At 75.5% G+C, this 14,363-nt stretch carries 12 protein-coding genes; 8 read left to right on the forward strand and 4 right to left on the reverse strand.

Features of this window, described 5'->3' with window-relative positions:
- Window positions 1-17 precede the first annotated feature (17 nt).
- The gene (soxR, locus tag J3473_RS05960; protein ID WP_207022323.1) at window positions 18-473 is read left to right on the forward strand and encodes a redox-sensitive transcriptional activator SoxR; all 456 of its coding nucleotides are present in this window, start codon (window positions 18-20) and stop codon (window positions 471-473) included.
- Between the two features lie 81 nt (window positions 474-554).
- On the opposite strand, the gene J3473_RS05965 is transcribed toward soxR, so the two are convergent.
- The gene (locus J3473_RS05965) at window positions 555-1,766 is read right to left on the reverse strand and encodes an MFS transporter (protein WP_207022324.1); all 1,212 of its coding nucleotides are present in this window, start codon (window positions 1,764-1,766) and stop codon (window positions 555-557) included.
- A 26-nt stretch (window positions 1,767-1,792) separates the two neighbouring features.
- The gene (locus J3473_RS05970) at window positions 1,793-2,248 is read right to left on the reverse strand and encodes a MarR family winged helix-turn-helix transcriptional regulator (protein ID WP_207022325.1); all 456 of its coding nucleotides are present in this window, start codon (window positions 2,246-2,248) and stop codon (window positions 1,793-1,795) included.
- Between the two features lie 193 nt (window positions 2,249-2,441).
- Between J3473_RS05970 and J3473_RS05975 the strand changes: the two genes are divergently transcribed.
- On the forward strand, window positions 2,442-3,353 hold the full coding sequence (locus tag J3473_RS05975) for a phosphoribosylaminoimidazolesuccinocarboxamide synthase (protein ID WP_207022326.1): 912 nt from the start codon (window positions 2,442-2,444) through the stop codon (window positions 3,351-3,353).
- Here the strand turns inward: J3473_RS05975 and J3473_RS05980 are convergent.
- On the reverse strand, window positions 3,334-4,104 hold the full coding sequence (locus J3473_RS05980) for an NAD-dependent epimerase/dehydratase family protein (protein ID WP_207022327.1): 771 nt from the start codon (window positions 4,102-4,104) through the stop codon (window positions 3,334-3,336). The two genes, J3473_RS05975 and J3473_RS05980, sit on opposite strands and share 20 nt — an antisense overlap.
- A 182-nt stretch (window positions 4,105-4,286) precedes the next feature.
- Between J3473_RS05980 and purL the strand changes: the two genes are divergently transcribed.
- The 6 genes from purL (at window position 4,287) to J3473_RS06010 (ending at window position 13,490) form a co-directional block, all read left to right on the forward strand.
- Complete coding sequence (purL, locus tag J3473_RS05985) at window positions 4,287-8,186, forward strand: phosphoribosylformylglycinamidine synthase (RefSeq protein WP_207022328.1); 3,900 nt, start codon at window positions 4,287-4,289, stop codon at window positions 8,184-8,186.
- A 23-nt stretch (window positions 8,187-8,209) separates the two neighbouring features.
- A complete protein-coding gene (locus tag J3473_RS05990) occupies window positions 8,210-8,602 on the forward strand; it encodes a DivIVA domain-containing protein (protein WP_207022329.1) in 393 nt (130 codons plus the stop codon).
- Entirely contained in the window at window positions 8,599-9,717 is a 1,119-nt protein-coding gene (locus J3473_RS05995; RefSeq protein WP_207022330.1) for a winged helix DNA-binding domain-containing protein, read from the forward strand. The genes J3473_RS05990 and J3473_RS05995 overlap by 4 nt, the downstream gene beginning before the upstream one ends.
- A gap of 151 nt (window positions 9,718-9,868) precedes the next feature.
- Window positions 9,869-10,375, forward strand: a complete 507-nt coding sequence (locus tag J3473_RS06000; RefSeq protein WP_030526441.1) for a 2Fe-2S iron-sulfur cluster-binding protein — start codon at window positions 9,869-9,871, stop codon at window positions 10,373-10,375.
- Complete coding sequence (locus tag J3473_RS06005) at window positions 10,372-11,373, forward strand: xanthine dehydrogenase family protein subunit M (protein WP_207022331.1); 1,002 nt, start codon at window positions 10,372-10,374, stop codon at window positions 11,371-11,373. The genes J3473_RS06000 and J3473_RS06005 overlap by 4 nt, the downstream gene beginning before the upstream one ends.
- Window positions 11,370-13,490, forward strand: a complete 2,121-nt coding sequence (locus J3473_RS06010; protein WP_242525711.1) for a xanthine dehydrogenase family protein molybdopterin-binding subunit — start codon at window positions 11,370-11,372, stop codon at window positions 13,488-13,490. The genes J3473_RS06005 and J3473_RS06010 overlap by 4 nt, the downstream gene beginning before the upstream one ends.
- Window positions 13,491-13,513: 23 nt before the next feature.
- Here the strand turns inward: J3473_RS06010 and J3473_RS06015 are convergent, their stop codons facing one another.
- Entirely contained in the window at window positions 13,514-14,320 is an 807-nt protein-coding gene (locus J3473_RS06015; protein WP_207022332.1) for a spermidine synthase, read from the reverse strand.
- Between the last annotated feature and the right edge of the window lie 43 nt (window positions 14,321-14,363).

The following is a 14,363-nucleotide window of genomic DNA, read 5'->3' on the forward strand; positions in this document are numbered from 1 at the left end:
GTCGCTACCCTGCACCCGTGGACGGACACGACCTGCTGGCCATCGGCGAGGTGGCGGAGCGCTCCGGCGTCAGCGTCGCGACGGTGCGCTTCTACGAGGAGAGGGGCCTGCTGACCTCGGTGCGCGACACCGCCAACCGGCGGCGCTTCGAGCGCCACGTGCTGCGGCGCATCGCCGTCGTGCGCGCCGGGCAACGGTTCGGGCTGGGGCTGACCGAGATCGGCGAGGCGCTCGCCGCCCTCCCCGCGGACCGGGCGCCGACCAAGCGTGACTGGGAGCGCCTCTCGCGGCGCTGGCACGACGAGCTGACGGCGCGCATCGAGGCGATGGAGCGGGTGCGCGACGGGCTGTCGTCGTGCATCGGCTGCGGCTGCCTCTCGCTGCGGTCCTGCCCCGTCTACAACCACGACGACGAGCTGGCGACCGAGGGGCCGGGGGCCCGCCGCTGGCCGGCCGCCGCCCGCGGCCACTGACGTCCCCCCACGAACGACGAGGACGTGCCGTGCGGCCCGCAGGCCACGTGGCACGTCCTCGTCGGTGGACGGAGGGGGTGGTCAGGCCCCCATCGTCACGGCCTGCGCCTCCTCCTCGGAGTCGATGCGCTCGGCGCCGTGGCCGGGCTCGGCGTCGACGCTGCGCACGAAGGAGTGGCCCGTCGAGAGCACCGCGACGGCGAGGACGACCGCGCCGGCACCGACCCAGAACGGAATGTGCACCGAGCGCTCGCCGAGCGTGCCGGCCAGCCACGGGGCCACCGCGCCGCCGGCGAACCGGACGAAGCTGTAGGCCGCGGAGGCGACGCTGCGCTCGACGGGCGAGACCTTCATGACCGTCTCGGTGATGAGGGTGTTGTTGACGCCGAGGAAGCCGCCGGCGAGGACGACCATGACGACGAGCACGGTCTTGTTCTCGGTGAACACGGCCATCACGGCGAGGATGACCGCGAAGCCGAGCAGGGCGCCGACGATGCCGGCGAAGGTGCCGACGTGGCGCTGGACCCACGGGGCGACGACGACGGAGGTCAGCGCCAGGAGCAGGCCCCAGCCGAAGAACACCAGGCCGGTGCCGTGCGCCGACATGTCGAGCGGGAACGGCGTGAAGGCCAGGAGGGTGAAGAAGCCGAAGTTGTAGAGCAGCGCGGTGAGGCCGACGGTGAGCAGCCCGCGGTGGCCGAGGGCGCGCAGGGGGGCGCTGAGCGGCGTCGGGTGCGGCTTCTCGTTCGCCGCGGGGAGGGTGACCCACGTGGCGACGAGGGCGATGAGCATCAACGCGCTGACGCCGAAGAACGGTCCGCGCCAAGAGATCCCACCCAGCGCACCACCGACGAGCGGGCCGGCGGCGATGCCGAGGCCGAGCGCGGCCTCGTAGAGGATGATCGCCTGCGCGACCGAGCCGCGGGCGGCGTTGACGATCGTCGCGAGCGCGGTGGCGATGAACAGGGCGTTGCCGAGCCCCCAGACGGCGCGGAAGCCGACGATGCCGTTGACGCTGTCCTGCATCCCGGCCAGGCCGGCGCCGACGATGATGATCGCGAGGCCGATGAGCAGGGTGCGCTTGGCGCCGATGCGGCTCGAGAGGAAGCCGGTGATGAGCATCGCGAGGCCCATGACGGCCATGTAGCTCGTGAAGAGCAGGGAGACCTGGGACGGGGTGGCCCCCAGGTCGTCGGCGATCGGCTTGAGGATGGGGTCGACGAGGCCGATCCCCATGAAGGCGACGACGCAGGCGAACGCCACGCTCCAGACGGTCTTCGGTTGGCGCCACATGGGCAGGGGTTCCTCTCGGTCGGGGGTCAGGAGCCGGCGCGGCCGGGCTCGCGGGCGGGGGTGGTGCGGGTCGCCTCGAGCAGCTCGGTGAGGACGGCGGTCGCCGTGCGGAGCCGCTCGGGGTCGGCGTCCAGCTGCTTGAGGACCGGGCGCAGGGCCGCGGCGCGGGCGCGCCGGGCGGTGGCCAGGGCCTCGTGACCCGCGGCGGTGAGGGACACGAGGGTGGCCCGGCCGTCGGCCGGGTCGGGGGTGCGGTGGGCCCATCCGGTGGCCTCCAGGCGCTGGACCTGGGTGGTCATCGTCGGCTGGCTCGTGGCGTCGGCCTCGGCGAGCGCGGTGATCCGCGCCGGGCCGAGCTCCTCGAGGAGGGACAGCACGCGGGCCTGGGCCCACGGGATCTCGAGGTCGGCGTGCCGGCTGGCCCACCGGGAGAGCCCGGCGGCCGAGCGGAGCAGCTCGATGGCGAGGTCGTCCGTGTGCACCCGTCCACTTTACATAGGTAACCTATTCAAATCAAGCCGCGAGGTCGCTTTCCTCGGGAACGCTGCGCCTCACCCGGGAACGGTTGTCGGGTGAGGCGCGCGCGTATCGGGTCACCCGATACGCGCGTGACGCGTGGGGTGAGGGCGGTGGAGGGGCGACGCGGCCTGGGCGTGGGGCTGGAAGGATGGGCCCATGGCCGACGCCTCGACGCCCACGCCCGACGCCGCCCCCGTCCTCGACGGGTACGCCCACGTCTACTCGGGCAAGGTGCGCGACCTCTACGCGCCGCTCGACGACACCGGCGCCCCGCGCGAGGACCTCCTGCTCCTCGTCGCCTCGGACCGCATCTCGGCCTTCGACTTCGTCCTCGAGACCCCGGTGCCGGACAAGGGCGAGGTCCTCACCCGGATGTCGCTGTGGTGGTTCGAGCAGCTGGCCGACCTCGTCCCCAACCACCTCGTCTCCACGGATGTCCCGGCCGCCGTCGAGGGCCGCGCGGTCCTGGTGCGCCGCCTCGGGATGCTCCCCGTCGAGTGCGTCGCCCGCGCCTACCTGACCGGCGGCGGGCTGCGCGAGTACCGCACCGACGGGACGGTCAGCGGCCTGCGCCTGCCCGAGGGCCTGACCGACGGCTCGCGCTTCCCGGAACCGCTCTTCACGCCGTCGACCAAGGCCCCGAGCGGGCAGCACGACGAGCCGATGTCCTACGCCGAGGTCGAGGCCCTCGTCGGCCCGGCGCTCGCCGCGAAGGCGCGCGACCTCACCACCCGCATCCTCGCCCGCGGCAACGAGCTGGCGCAGGAGCGCGGCATCATCGTCGCCGACACCAAGGTCGAGTTCGGGGTCGAGGACGGCGAGCTGGTCCTCGCCGACGAGGTGCTCACCCCCGACTCCTCGCGCTTCTGGCCGGCCGACCAGTGGGAGCCGGGCCGCCCCCAGCCGAGCTTCGACAAGGAGTTCGTCCGCGAGTGGCTCCTCTCGCCGGCGAGCGGCTGGGAGAAGGCGTCCGGCGAGGCCCCGCCGCCGCTTCCGGACGACGTGCTGGAGCGCACCCGCGCCAAGTACGTCGAGGCCTACGAGCGCCTCACCGGCCGGTCGTTCTGACCCAGTCCGCGAACCGGCGCCCGTCGCGCGGCACGTCCGGCCCCGGTAGCAGCCCCGTGCGCAGACCGGCGACGGGCACCGGCAGCCCGACCACGCGCACCCGACCGCCGTCGCGTGCCGCGACCGCCCGGGCCATCGTCGCCGCGTCGGTCTCGTCGGGCCCGGCGAGCTGCCGGACGGCCGGCCCGTCGTCACGCGCGGCGCCCGTGGTGGGGCCGGCCCCGACGACGTCGGCGACGAGGTCGGCGACGGCGTCGGGGTGCACCGGCCGCAGCCCCATCCGCGGCACGAGCGCGAGGCGTCCGACCCGCAGCTGGCCGAGGAAGGTCTGGGCGAGGCTGAACCAGGCCGTCGAGCGCACGACCGTCACCGGCACCCGGGCCGCCGCGTACCCGGCCTCCTGGGCCGCCTTGCCCGCGTAGTAGCCGGAGGACCGGGCCACGGACGGGTCGGTGACCCCGACGATGGACACGACGACGACGTGCGCGACCCCGGCCTCGGCCGCGGCGGCCGTGACGGCGGTGGTGGCGGCGCGGAAGAACCCGACCGCGCGGCGCCGCGAGAGCGTCGTGAGGTTGAGGCAGTCGACGACGCAGGCGGCCCCGCGGAGCGTTCCGGCGAGGCCTGCGGAGGCGGTGACGTCGACGCCCGAGGCCCGCGACGCGCGCAGGACCTCGTGCCCCCGCCCCTCGAGCCGGTCGGCCAGCGCCGACCCCATCTCCCCGGTCCCGCCCAGCACCACGACCCGCATCGCCCCTCCTCGGGCTCGTCCCGCGTCCTCGCCGCCCAGCGTGCCACGCACCCGTCCGGGCCGGCGCCCGGCTCTTCCCGCCGACGGGTGGGGAGGGACGGTGCGGCCGCGCCCCGGCCCGCGCCGGTAGCCTGAGCCCCGGCACACGCCACCCGCGCCGCACCCCTCGGGAGACCCGCACCATGGTTCCGTCGCACGCCCCCGTGCTGACCACCGTCCCCGGGGGCGCCGCCCTCTCGACCTTCCGGGCCGCCGGCGTGCTTGCCCGGCTGCGGGTCGTCGCGCCGCAGATCCGGGCGGTCTCGGCGCAGCATGTCCACTGGGTCGCGAGCGCCGCGCCGCTCGACGACGCCACCCACGCCACCGTCACCCGGCTCCTCACCTACGGCGAGCCCTTCGGCGGAGTGGCCGACGCGCCGCACGCCGCCCTCGTCGTCGTCGCCCCGCGCCTCGGGACGCTCTCGCCGTGGGCGTCCAAGGCCACCGACATCGCGCACAGCTGCGGGGTCGACGTGCGCCGCGTAGAGCGCGTCACCGAGTACCACCTGCTCGCCGACGAGCCGCTGACCGAGGACCAGTGGGTGCGCTGCGCCGACGTCCTCCACGACCGGATGACGGAGTCGGCCCTGCCGACGCGCGAGGCCGCCGCGGCGCTGTTCGACGAGCGCGAGGCCGAGCCGGTCGCCCACGTCGACGTCCTCGGCCGGGGCCGCGAGGCGCTCGAGGAGGCCGACCGTGACTTCGGGCTCGCGCTGTCGGACGACGAGGTCGACTACCTCGTCGAGGCCTTCACCGGGCTGCGGCGCAACCCGACCGACGTCGAGCTGATGATGTTCGCGCAGGCCAACTCCGAGCACTGCCGCCACAAGATCTTCAACGCCGACTTCGTCATCGACGGCGAGGCCCAGCCGCGTTCGCTCTTCGGGATGATCCGGCACACCGAGGAGGTCGCCGGCGCCGGCACCGTCGTGGCCTACAAGGACAACGCCTCGGTCATGGAGGGCGGCCCGCGCACGCGGTGGCTGCCGGAGCGGCCGGACGCCCCGAGCGCCTACCGCGGGCGCGACGGCGAGGTCCACGTCCTCATGAAGGTCGAGACGCACAACCACCCGACCGCGATCAGCCCGTTCCCGGGCGCGGCGACCGGCGCCGGCGGCGAGATCCGCGACGAGGGCGCCACCGGGCGCGGGTCGGCCCCCAAGGCCGGGCTCACCGGGTTCGCGGTCTCCAACCTCAACCTGCCCGGGACGCACGAGCCCTGGGAGGGCGCGGAGTACGGCGCGCCGGCGCACATCGCGAGCCCGCTCGACATCATGCTCGAGGGCCCGATCGGGGCGGCCGCGTTCAACAACGAGTTCGGCCGGCCGGGGCTTGGCGGCTTCTTCCGTGTCTACGAGCAGACGGTCGACGGCGTGCGCCGCGGCTTCCACAAGCCGATCATGAGCGCCGGCGGCATGGGCACGATCGACGCCGACCTCACCGAGAAGGTCGTCTTCCCCGCCGGCACGCTCCTCGTGCAGCTCGGCGGGCCGGGCATGCGCATCGGGATGGGTGGTGGCGCGGCGTCGTCGATGGCCGCCGGCGCCAACGCGGCCGACCTCGACTTCGACTCCGTGCAGCGCGGCAACCCCGAGATCGAGCGGCGCGCGCAGGAGGTCGTCAACCACTGCCGCAGCCTCGGCGCCGAGGGCAACCCCATCCTCGCGATCCACGACGTGGGGGCCGGTGGGCTCTCGAACGCCTTCCCCGAGCTCGTCGACGGCGCCGGCCTCGGGGCGCGCTTCGACCTGTCGGCCGTGCCCCTCGAGGAGTCGGGCCTCGCGCCGAAGGAGGTGTGGTGCAACGAGTCCCAGGAGCGGTACGTCGTCGCCATCGCCCCGGAGTCGCTGCCGGCCTTCGCCGCCCTCTGCGAGCGGGAGCGCTGCCCCCACGCCGTCGTCGGCGTCGCGCGCGACGACGGGCAGCTCGTCCTCGCCGACGGTCCCGACGACGTCGAGGGCGAGGAGCGGGCCATCGACATGCCGATGGAGACGCTGCTCGGCAAGCCGCCGCGGATGACCCGTGACGTCGCGCGCGTGCACCGCGAGGGCGACGACCTCGACGTCGACGCGCTCGACCTGCGTGACTCGGCCTACGCGGTGCTGCGGCACCCGACGGTCGCGTCCAAGCGCTTCCTCGTGACCATCGCCGACCGCACCGTCGGCGGCCTGACCCACCGCGACCAGATGGTCGGCCCGTGGCAGGTGCCGGTGGCCGACGTCGCCGTCACCCTGGCCGACCACGTCGGCTTCGCCGGCGAGGCGATGGCGAGCGGTGAGCGGATGCCGCTGGCCTCCGTCGACGCTCCCGCCTCGGGGCGGATGGCCGTCGGCGAGGCGCTGACCAACCTGCTCGCCGCCCCGGTGGCCGCGCTCTCGCGGGTCAAGCTGTCCTGCAACTGGATGGCCGCGTGCGGCGAGCCCGGCGAGGACGCCGCCCTCTACGACACCGTCCACGCCGTCGGCATGGAGCTGTGCCCGGCACTGGGCATCTCGGTGCCGGTCGGCAAGGACTCGCTCTCGATGCGCACCCGCTGGACCGACCACATGGGCGACGCCAAGCAGGTCACCTCGCCGGTGTCGCTCGTCGTCACGGCCTTCGCGTCGCTGGAGGACGTCCGGGGCACCTGGACCCCGCAGCTGCGCGACGGGTCGGCCCTCGTGCTCGTCGACCTCGGCGCCGGCCGCGACCGCCTCGGCGGCTCGATCCTCGCGCAGGTGTCGGGTGCCTTCGGCCGCGAGGTCCCCGACCTCGACGACCCCCGGCGCCTGGTGTCGCTCGCCGCGGCCCTCACCGAGCTGCGCGAGCGCGGGCTCGTCACGGCGTACCACGACCGCTCGGACGGCGGCCTGTGGGCCGCGGTGTGCGAGATGGCCTTTGCCGGCGGCATGGGCCTCGATGTCGAGACCGCTTCGGTCGCAGCGCTGTTCGCCGAGGAGCTCGGCGCCGTCCTCGGCGTGCCCGAGCGCGCCGTCCCCGAGGTCCTCGAGGTGCTCGGCGCCCACGGGCTCGCCGACCTCGCGTCCGTCGTCGGCCGCACCGTCAGCGAGCGCCGGGTCCGCGTGGCCGTCGACGGCGCGCGGGTGCTCGAGGAGCGCGTCCGCGACCTCGCGCAGGCGTGGGACGAGGTGTCGTGGCGGATGTCCGTGCTGCGCGACAACCCCGGTGCGGCGGACGAGGAGCACGCCGCCGTCGGCCGCGACGACGACCCCGGCCTCGTCGTCGCCCCGAGCTTCGACCCGACCGACGACGTCGCGCTGCCCTACCTCTCGACCGGCGTCCGCCCCAAGGTCGCCGTGCTGCGCGAGCAGGGCGTCAACAGCCACGTCGAGACCGCCTTCATGCTCGACGCCGCGGGCTTCGACGCCTACGACGTGCACATGACCGACCTCCAGTCGGGGCGCTTCGACCTCGCCGACGTCCAGGGACTCGTCGCCGCGGGCGGCTTCTCCTACGGCGACACCCTCGGCGCCGGCGAGGGCTGGGCGCGCTCGGTCCTGTTCTCCGAGAGGCTGACCGAGCAGTTCCACGACTTCTTCCACCGCGACGGCACCTTCGGGCTCGGCATCTGCAACGGCTGCCAGATGTTCGCGGCGCTCGCCGACCTCGTCCCGGGGGCGGAGGCGTGGCCGCGGTTCACGCGCAACCGGTCCGAGCAGTACGAGGCGCGGCTGACGCAGGTCGAGGTGCTCGAGAGCCCGTCGGTCCTCATGGCCGGGATGGCGGGCAGCCGCATCCCCATCGCCGTCGCGCACGGCGAGGGCTTCGCGAACTTCTCGGCCCGCGGCGACCTCGGCGCGGTGCAGCAGGTGGCGCGCTTCGTCGACCACCACGGCGCGCCCGCGACGACGCACCCCTTCAACCCGAACGGGTCGCCCGGCGGGCTGACGGCGGTGACGACGACGGACGGCCGGTTCACCGCGATGATGCCGCACCCCGAGCGGGTGTCGCGCAACGTCCAGATGTCGTGGACGAGCGGCGACGTCGACGACGAGAGCCCGTGGCTGAGGATGTTCCGCAACGCCCGCGTCTTCGCGGGCTGACCGACGACAGGAGGGGGACCGCGGTGCTGACGTCCGACGAGGTGCGCAGGAGCACGTTCACCCAGACCCAGTTCCGGGACGGGTACGACGAGGGCGAGGTCGACGACCTCCTCGACGCCGTGGCCGACGCGCTGCGGGCGCACGAGGGGGCGGGGCCACCGCGCCGCCGCCCGCTGACGGCCGCGGACGTCCGCGCCTCCCGGCTCTCCGTCACCCGGATGCGCCGCGGCTACGAGATGGGCGAGGTCGACGCGCTGCTCGAGCGCGCCGCCGAGGCGCTCGCCGCGCACGAGGGGGAGCGCGCCGGCGGGCGGCCCGCGCCTGCCGCGTCCACGACGCCGCCGGCGGCCACCGGACCGCGCGAGGGGCTCGGGGCCCGGCTCCTACGCGTCCTGCGGGGCGACCCCCGCGGATGAGCCCGCGCGGCGTCGACGACCTCGCCATCGCCCGGTGGCGGTTCCGGACGCTGCTGCTCGACGGCGCCTCGGCGCCGGACGCGTCCTCGGCGGTGCGCTCGCTGCTCGCAGTCCAGGCCGAGAACCCCGAGCAGACGGCGTGGGCGCTGGCCGCGCGCACGACCGGCCTGACGCGCACCGGGCTGGCCGGGCTGGTCGGGGAGGGTGGGCTCGTCCGGCTGCACGTCCTGCGCCCCACGTGGCACCTCGTCCACCGCGACGACGTGCGGTGGCTGCTCGAGCTGACCGGCCCGCGGGTGCGCCACCAGCTCGGCCGCCAGCTGGCGCGCGACCTCGGCCTGCCGCCGGAGCGGGTCGCGCTGCTCGGCGACCTCGTCGAGCAGGTGCTGACCGAGACCCCGGACCGCACGCGGGACGAGGTCGCGGACGCCCTGCGCGCGGCGGGTGAGGAGCTGACCGGGATGCAGCTCATGGTCCTGCTGGCCCACCTCGAGCTCGGCCTGCGGGTCGGCAGCGGCCGGCCCCGCCCGGACGGCGGGGTCGGCCGGCACACCTACGCACCGTTGGCCGACCGGCTCCCGGCATCCGACCCGCTCGACCGCGTCGAGGCGCTGGGCGAGCTCGCGCGGCGCTACGCGGTGGGCCACGGCCCGGTGACCGAGCGCGACCTCGCGTACTGGGCGACCCTGCCGCTCGGGGACGTGCGTGCCGGCCTCGCCGCGGCCGCCGAGGACCTCGCGTCCTTCGAGCACGACGGCCGCACCTGGTGGCACGCCCCGGGGGAGGAGCCGCCACCGCGCTCGAGGGCCCCGCGCGTGCACCTCGTCCACCTGCTCGACGAGTGGTACCGGGGCTACCAGGACAGCCGGCGCGTCGTCGACGTCGCGGGGCGGCACCCGGTGGGGCGGGAGCCGTCGATCGGGCTGCTCGTCGTCGACGCGCAGGTCGCGGGCACCGCGCGGCGCACCGTCCGGGGCGGGGCGCTGGAGGTCGAGGTGGCGCCCTACCGGCCGCTGACCCCGGCCGAGCGGCGCGCGCTCGAGGCCGAGGCGGCGGCGCTGGCCCGCTGGCTGGGTCGCGAGCCCGTCCTCACCGTCACCGCCCCCGCGACCTGACCCGCCGATCGCGGGCACGACACAGGGCTTCGTCCACGAGACCCCGGTTCCGAACCGGGGTCTCGTGGACATTTCGGGGTGACCCCGAAATGTGGAGGCGGCGGGGGTGGGCGAGGGGGTCAGGAGGGCGGCGAGTGGGTACGGGGTCCGCATGGACACCACCATCGAGCTCACCGTCGACGGGCACCGACGGCAGCTGACCGTCGACACCCGCACCACCCTCCTGGACGCGCTGCGCGAGCGGCTGGCGGTCACCTCGCCGAAGAAGGGCTGCGACCACGGGCAGTGCGGCTCGTGCACGGTGCTCCTCGACGGCCGACGCCACCTCACCTGCCTGGCGCTCGCGGTGGCGTTCGACGGCTCGGAGGTCGTCACGGCCGAGGGGCTCGCCGCCGACGACGCGCTGCACCACGTGCAGGAGGCCTTCCTCGAGCACGACGGCTACCAGTGCGGCTACTGCACGCCCGGTCAGGTCTGCTCGGCCGTCGGGGTCCTCGACGAGGCCAAGCAGGGCCACCCGAGCCACGTCACCGAGGACCTCGAGGCCGACGTCGAGCTGACCGACGACGAGATCCGGGAGCGGATGAGCGGCAACCTCTGCCGCTGCGGCGCCTACCCGGGCATCCTCGCCGCGGTCAAGGAGGCGGCGGGGGCATGAGAGAGCTCGACTACGTCCGCGCGAGCGACGTCGAGGAGGCGGTCGCCCTCGTGTCCGGCGACCCCGACGCCCGCTACCTCGGGGGCGGGACCAACCTCGTCGACCACCTCAAGCTCGGCATCGCCCGGCCCGCCCGCCTCGTCGACGTCGGCCGGCTCGGTCTCGACGGCGTCGAGGAGCAGGACGGCCCCGACGGGCGCGTCCTCCACGTCGGCGCGAACGTCCGCAACAGCGACCTCGCGGCGCACCCGGTCGTCCGCTCGGCCTTCCCGGTGCTCTCGCGCGCCCTGCTCTCGGGCGCGTCCGGGCAGCTGCGTCACCAGGCGAGCACCGGCGGCAACCTGCTGCAGCGCACCCGCTGCGTCTACTTCCAGGACGTGACGACGCCGTGCAACAAGCGCGAGCCCGGCAGCGGCTGCTCGGCCGTCGGCGGCTACGGCCGCCAGGACGCGGTCCTCGGCGCGAGCGAGCACTGCGTCGCGACCCACCCCTCCGACATGGCCGTCGCGATGGCCGCCCTCGACGCCGTCGTCGTCGTCCGCGGCCCGCAGGGGGAGCGGCGCGTCCCCGTCCGCGAGCTCCACCGCCTGCCGGGCGACCGCCCCGACCTCGACACTACGCTCGAGCACGGCGACCTCGTGACGGGCGTCGAGCTGCCGTTCACCGACGCCGCCCGCTGCTCGACCTACCTCAAGGTCCGCGACCGCGCCTCGTACGCCTTCGCGCTCGTCTCCGTCGCGGCGGCGCTCGAGCTCGACGGCGACGTCGTCCGCGACGTCCGCATCGCGTGGGGAGGCGTCGCGCACAAGCCGTGGCGCGCCACCATCGCCGAGGAGGCCCTGACCGGGCGGGCCCTCGACGAGGACGCCGTGCGCGCCGCCGTCGACGCCGAGCTCGCCGACGCGCGCACCACCGACCAGACCGCCTACAAGCTGCCGATGCTGCGGGGCGCCACGACGCGCACCCTGCTCCGCCTCGCCGGGAAGGACCCCTCGTGAGCACCCGGACCAGCACCACCCCCGTCACGCCCCGCTCGATGGGCACCCGCCTCGACCGCGTCGACGGGCCCGAGAAGGTGACCGGCCGGGCCACGTACGCCGTCGAGAGCGCCGCCCACGACACCGGCGACCCCCTGCACGTCTGGCTCGTCCAGTCGACCGTGGCCAAGGGGGAGGTCGAGCGCCTCGACCCCGCCGCGGCCCTCGCCCACCCCGGCGTCGTCGCCGTCCTCGACCACACGAGCGCGATGCGCCTGGCCGACACCGACGACGGCGAGCTGGCCATTCTCCAGGACCCGCGCGTGCACTTCCGCGGGCAGGTCGTGGCGCTCGTCCTCGCCGAGACCTCCGAGGCCGCCCGCGAGGGGGCCGCGCTCGTCGAGGTCTCCTACCGCGAGGAGCCGCACGAGGCCGAGCTGCGCGAGGACAACGCGACGTACCGGCCCGAGACGGTCAACCCGGCGATGGACACCGACACCGAGGACGGTGACGTCGACGCCGCGCTCGCGGGCGCCGCGGTGCTCGTCGAGCAGACCTACCGCACCCCCCACGAGCACAACAACCCGATGGAGCCGCACGCCACCGTCGCCCGCTGGGCGCAGGACGGCACGGACGGCGAGGTCCTCGACCTCGTCGACTCCACGCAGGGCGTCCACGGGGTCGCCCAGACCGTCGGACCGGTGCTCGGCCTCGAGGCCACGCAGGTGCGCGTCCGGGCCCCCTACGTCGGCGGCGGTTTCGGCAGCAAGGGCCAGCCGCACGCCCACGTCGTCGCCGCGGCGCTCGCGGCGCACGCCGTGCGGCCCCGGCCGGTGCGCCTGGCCGTCACCCGGCAGCAGATGTTCGCCCTCACCGGCTACCGGACCGCCACGATCTCGCACGTGCGCCTCGGCGCCGACGCCGACGGCCGGCTCGTCGGCCTCGAGCACCGGGTGCAGGAGCAGACCTCCGCCGTCAAGGAGTTCGCCGAGCAGACGGCCTCCCCGAGCCGGATGATGTACGCCGCCCCGGCCCGGCGCACGAGCCACCGGCTGGCCGTCCTCGACGTCGCCGTCCCCTCGTGGATGCGCGCGCCGGGCGAGATGCCGGGGATGTTCGCCGGCGAGGTCGCGATGGACGAGCTCGCGCTCGCCTGCGGACTGGACCCCGTCGAGCTGCGGCTGCGCAACGAGCCGGACCTCGACCCCGAGACCGGCAAGGCGTTCGACGTCCGCCGCCTCCCCGACTGCCTGCGCCGCGGCGCCGAGCGGTTCGGCTGGGCCGACCGCCCCCGCGAGCCGCGCTCCCGCCGCGAGGGCGACTGGTGGGTCGGCACCGGCGTCGCCGCCGCGACCTACCCCGCGATGAAGATGCCCGGCAACGAGGCGCGCGTCACGGCGCTCGGGGGCGGCCGCTACGGCGTGGCCATCGGCTGCGTCGACATCGGTACCGGCGCGCGCACGGTGCTGACGCAGATCGCCGCCGACGCGCTCGGCGTCGACCCCGGCGCCGTCGACCTCGAGGTCGCCGACACCCGGCTGCCCTCGGCCTCGGTGGCCGGCGGGTCCTCGGGCACGAGCTCGTGGGGCAGCACCGTCGTCGCGGCGGCCCAGCGCTTCCGCGAGGAGTACGGCGCCGACCCGGCCCCGGGCGCCGAGGTCACGGCCTCGGCGGCCAAGAGTCCCGCCGAGACCGAGACCGCCAACCACTCCTTCGGCGCGGTCTTCTGCGAGGCGAGGGTCAACCGCTGGACGGGCGAGGTGCGGGTGCCGCGGCTGCTCGGCGTGTACTCGGTCGGCCGGGTCCTCAACCCGGTGACGGCGCGCTCGCAGCTCGTCGGCGGCCTCGTCATGGGCCTGTCCGCCGCGCTCTTCGAGGAGTCCTGGCGCGACCCGCGCACCGGCCACGTCGTGACCCAGGACCTCGCGAGCTACCACGTCGCCGCCCACGCCGACGTGCTCGACGTCGACGCCGAGTGGCTCGAGGAGTCCGACGAGGCCTTCACGCCGATGGGCTCGCGCGGCATCGGCGAGATCGGCATCGTCGGCACCGCGGCGGCCGTCGCCAACGCCACCCACCACGCGACGGGGGTGCGGGTCCGCGAGCTGCCGCTCACGCCGGACCGCTTCCTGTCCTGAGCCCGCCCGCGGGAGGCCGGGGGTCAGCGCACCCGCCACCCACCCGGGTCCGGGGGCTCCGGGGACGGCACCGCGGTGCCGTCCCCGGAGCGCAGCGGCCGCGCGCCCGGGACCCGGCGGGCGACGTCGGCCCACGGCAGGACCCCGGTCGGCAGGACGGCGGAGACGGCGGCGCGCCGCAGCGTGTACAGGTCGAGCGGGCCGGGGGAGGCGACGAGCACGACGTTGCCGAAGCGCCGCCCCTTGAGGACCTCGTGCAGCCCGACGAACGCGGTGTGCCCGAACACCTCCTGCGCGCCGGCGGCGACCCGCGCCGCGTAGCGCATCCCCGGCTCGTCGGTGACGTTGGCGAGCAGCAGGCCGGCGGGGGCGAGGACGCGGCGGACGTCGGCCATCCACTCGACGGTCGTCAGGCCCGCGGGGACCCGGCCGTCGACGAACGCGTCGAGGACGACGACGTCGGCGCTGCCGTCGGCGAGTGCGGCGACGCCCTCCTCGCCGCCGACCGGGCGCACCCGCATCCGGTGGCCGCGGGGGAGCGGGACGTCGCGGCGCACCTGCTCGGTCAGCGCGACGTCGGGCTCGAGGACGATCTGCGGCGAGCCGGGCCGCGTCGCGTGCACCCACCGCGGCAGGGTCAGCCCGCCGCCTCCGACGTGCGTCACGCGCAGCGTCCCGGCCGGGGCGAGCGCGTCGACGACGAGCGCGAGGTGCTGCACGTACTCGAAGTGCAGGACGGTGGGGTCGTCGAGGTCGACGGCCGACTGGGGGAAGCCGTCGAGGAGCACGGCGGCGACCCCGCCCTCGACCTCGACCCGCACCTCGCCCACGGGGGAAGGCTATGCGTCGGTGCGCTTCGGTAGCGTCGGGGGC

It is taken from the genome of Phycicoccus sp. DTK01 (genome assembly GCF_017312765.1).
Classification (GTDB): Bacteria; Actinomycetota; Actinomycetes; order Actinomycetales; family Dermatophilaceae; genus Phycicoccus; species Phycicoccus jejuensis.

Excerpts from the sequence above, each read along its gene's own strand:
- J3473_RS05965 (WP_207022324.1), bottom strand. The coding sequence starts at position 1,766 with ATGTGGCGCCAACCGAAGACCGTCTGGAGCGTGGCGTTCGCCTGCGTC.
- J3473_RS05975 (WP_207022326.1), top strand. The coding sequence starts at position 2,442 with ATGGCCGACGCCTCGACGCCCACGCCCGACGCCGCCCCCGTCCTCGAC.
- J3473_RS05980 (WP_207022327.1), bottom strand. The coding sequence starts at position 4,104 with ATGCGGGTCGTGGTGCTGGGCGGGACCGGGGAGATGGGGTCGGCGCTG.
- purL (WP_207022328.1), top strand. The coding sequence starts at position 4,287 with ATGGTTCCGTCGCACGCCCCCGTGCTGACCACCGTCCCCGGGGGCGCC.
- J3473_RS05995 (WP_207022330.1), top strand. The coding sequence starts at position 8,599 with ATGAGCCCGCGCGGCGTCGACGACCTCGCCATCGCCCGGTGGCGGTTC.
- J3473_RS06000 (WP_030526441.1), top strand. The coding sequence starts at position 9,869 with ATGGACACCACCATCGAGCTCACCGTCGACGGGCACCGACGGCAGCTG.
- J3473_RS06005 (WP_207022331.1), top strand. The coding sequence starts at position 10,372 with ATGAGAGAGCTCGACTACGTCCGCGCGAGCGACGTCGAGGAGGCGGTC.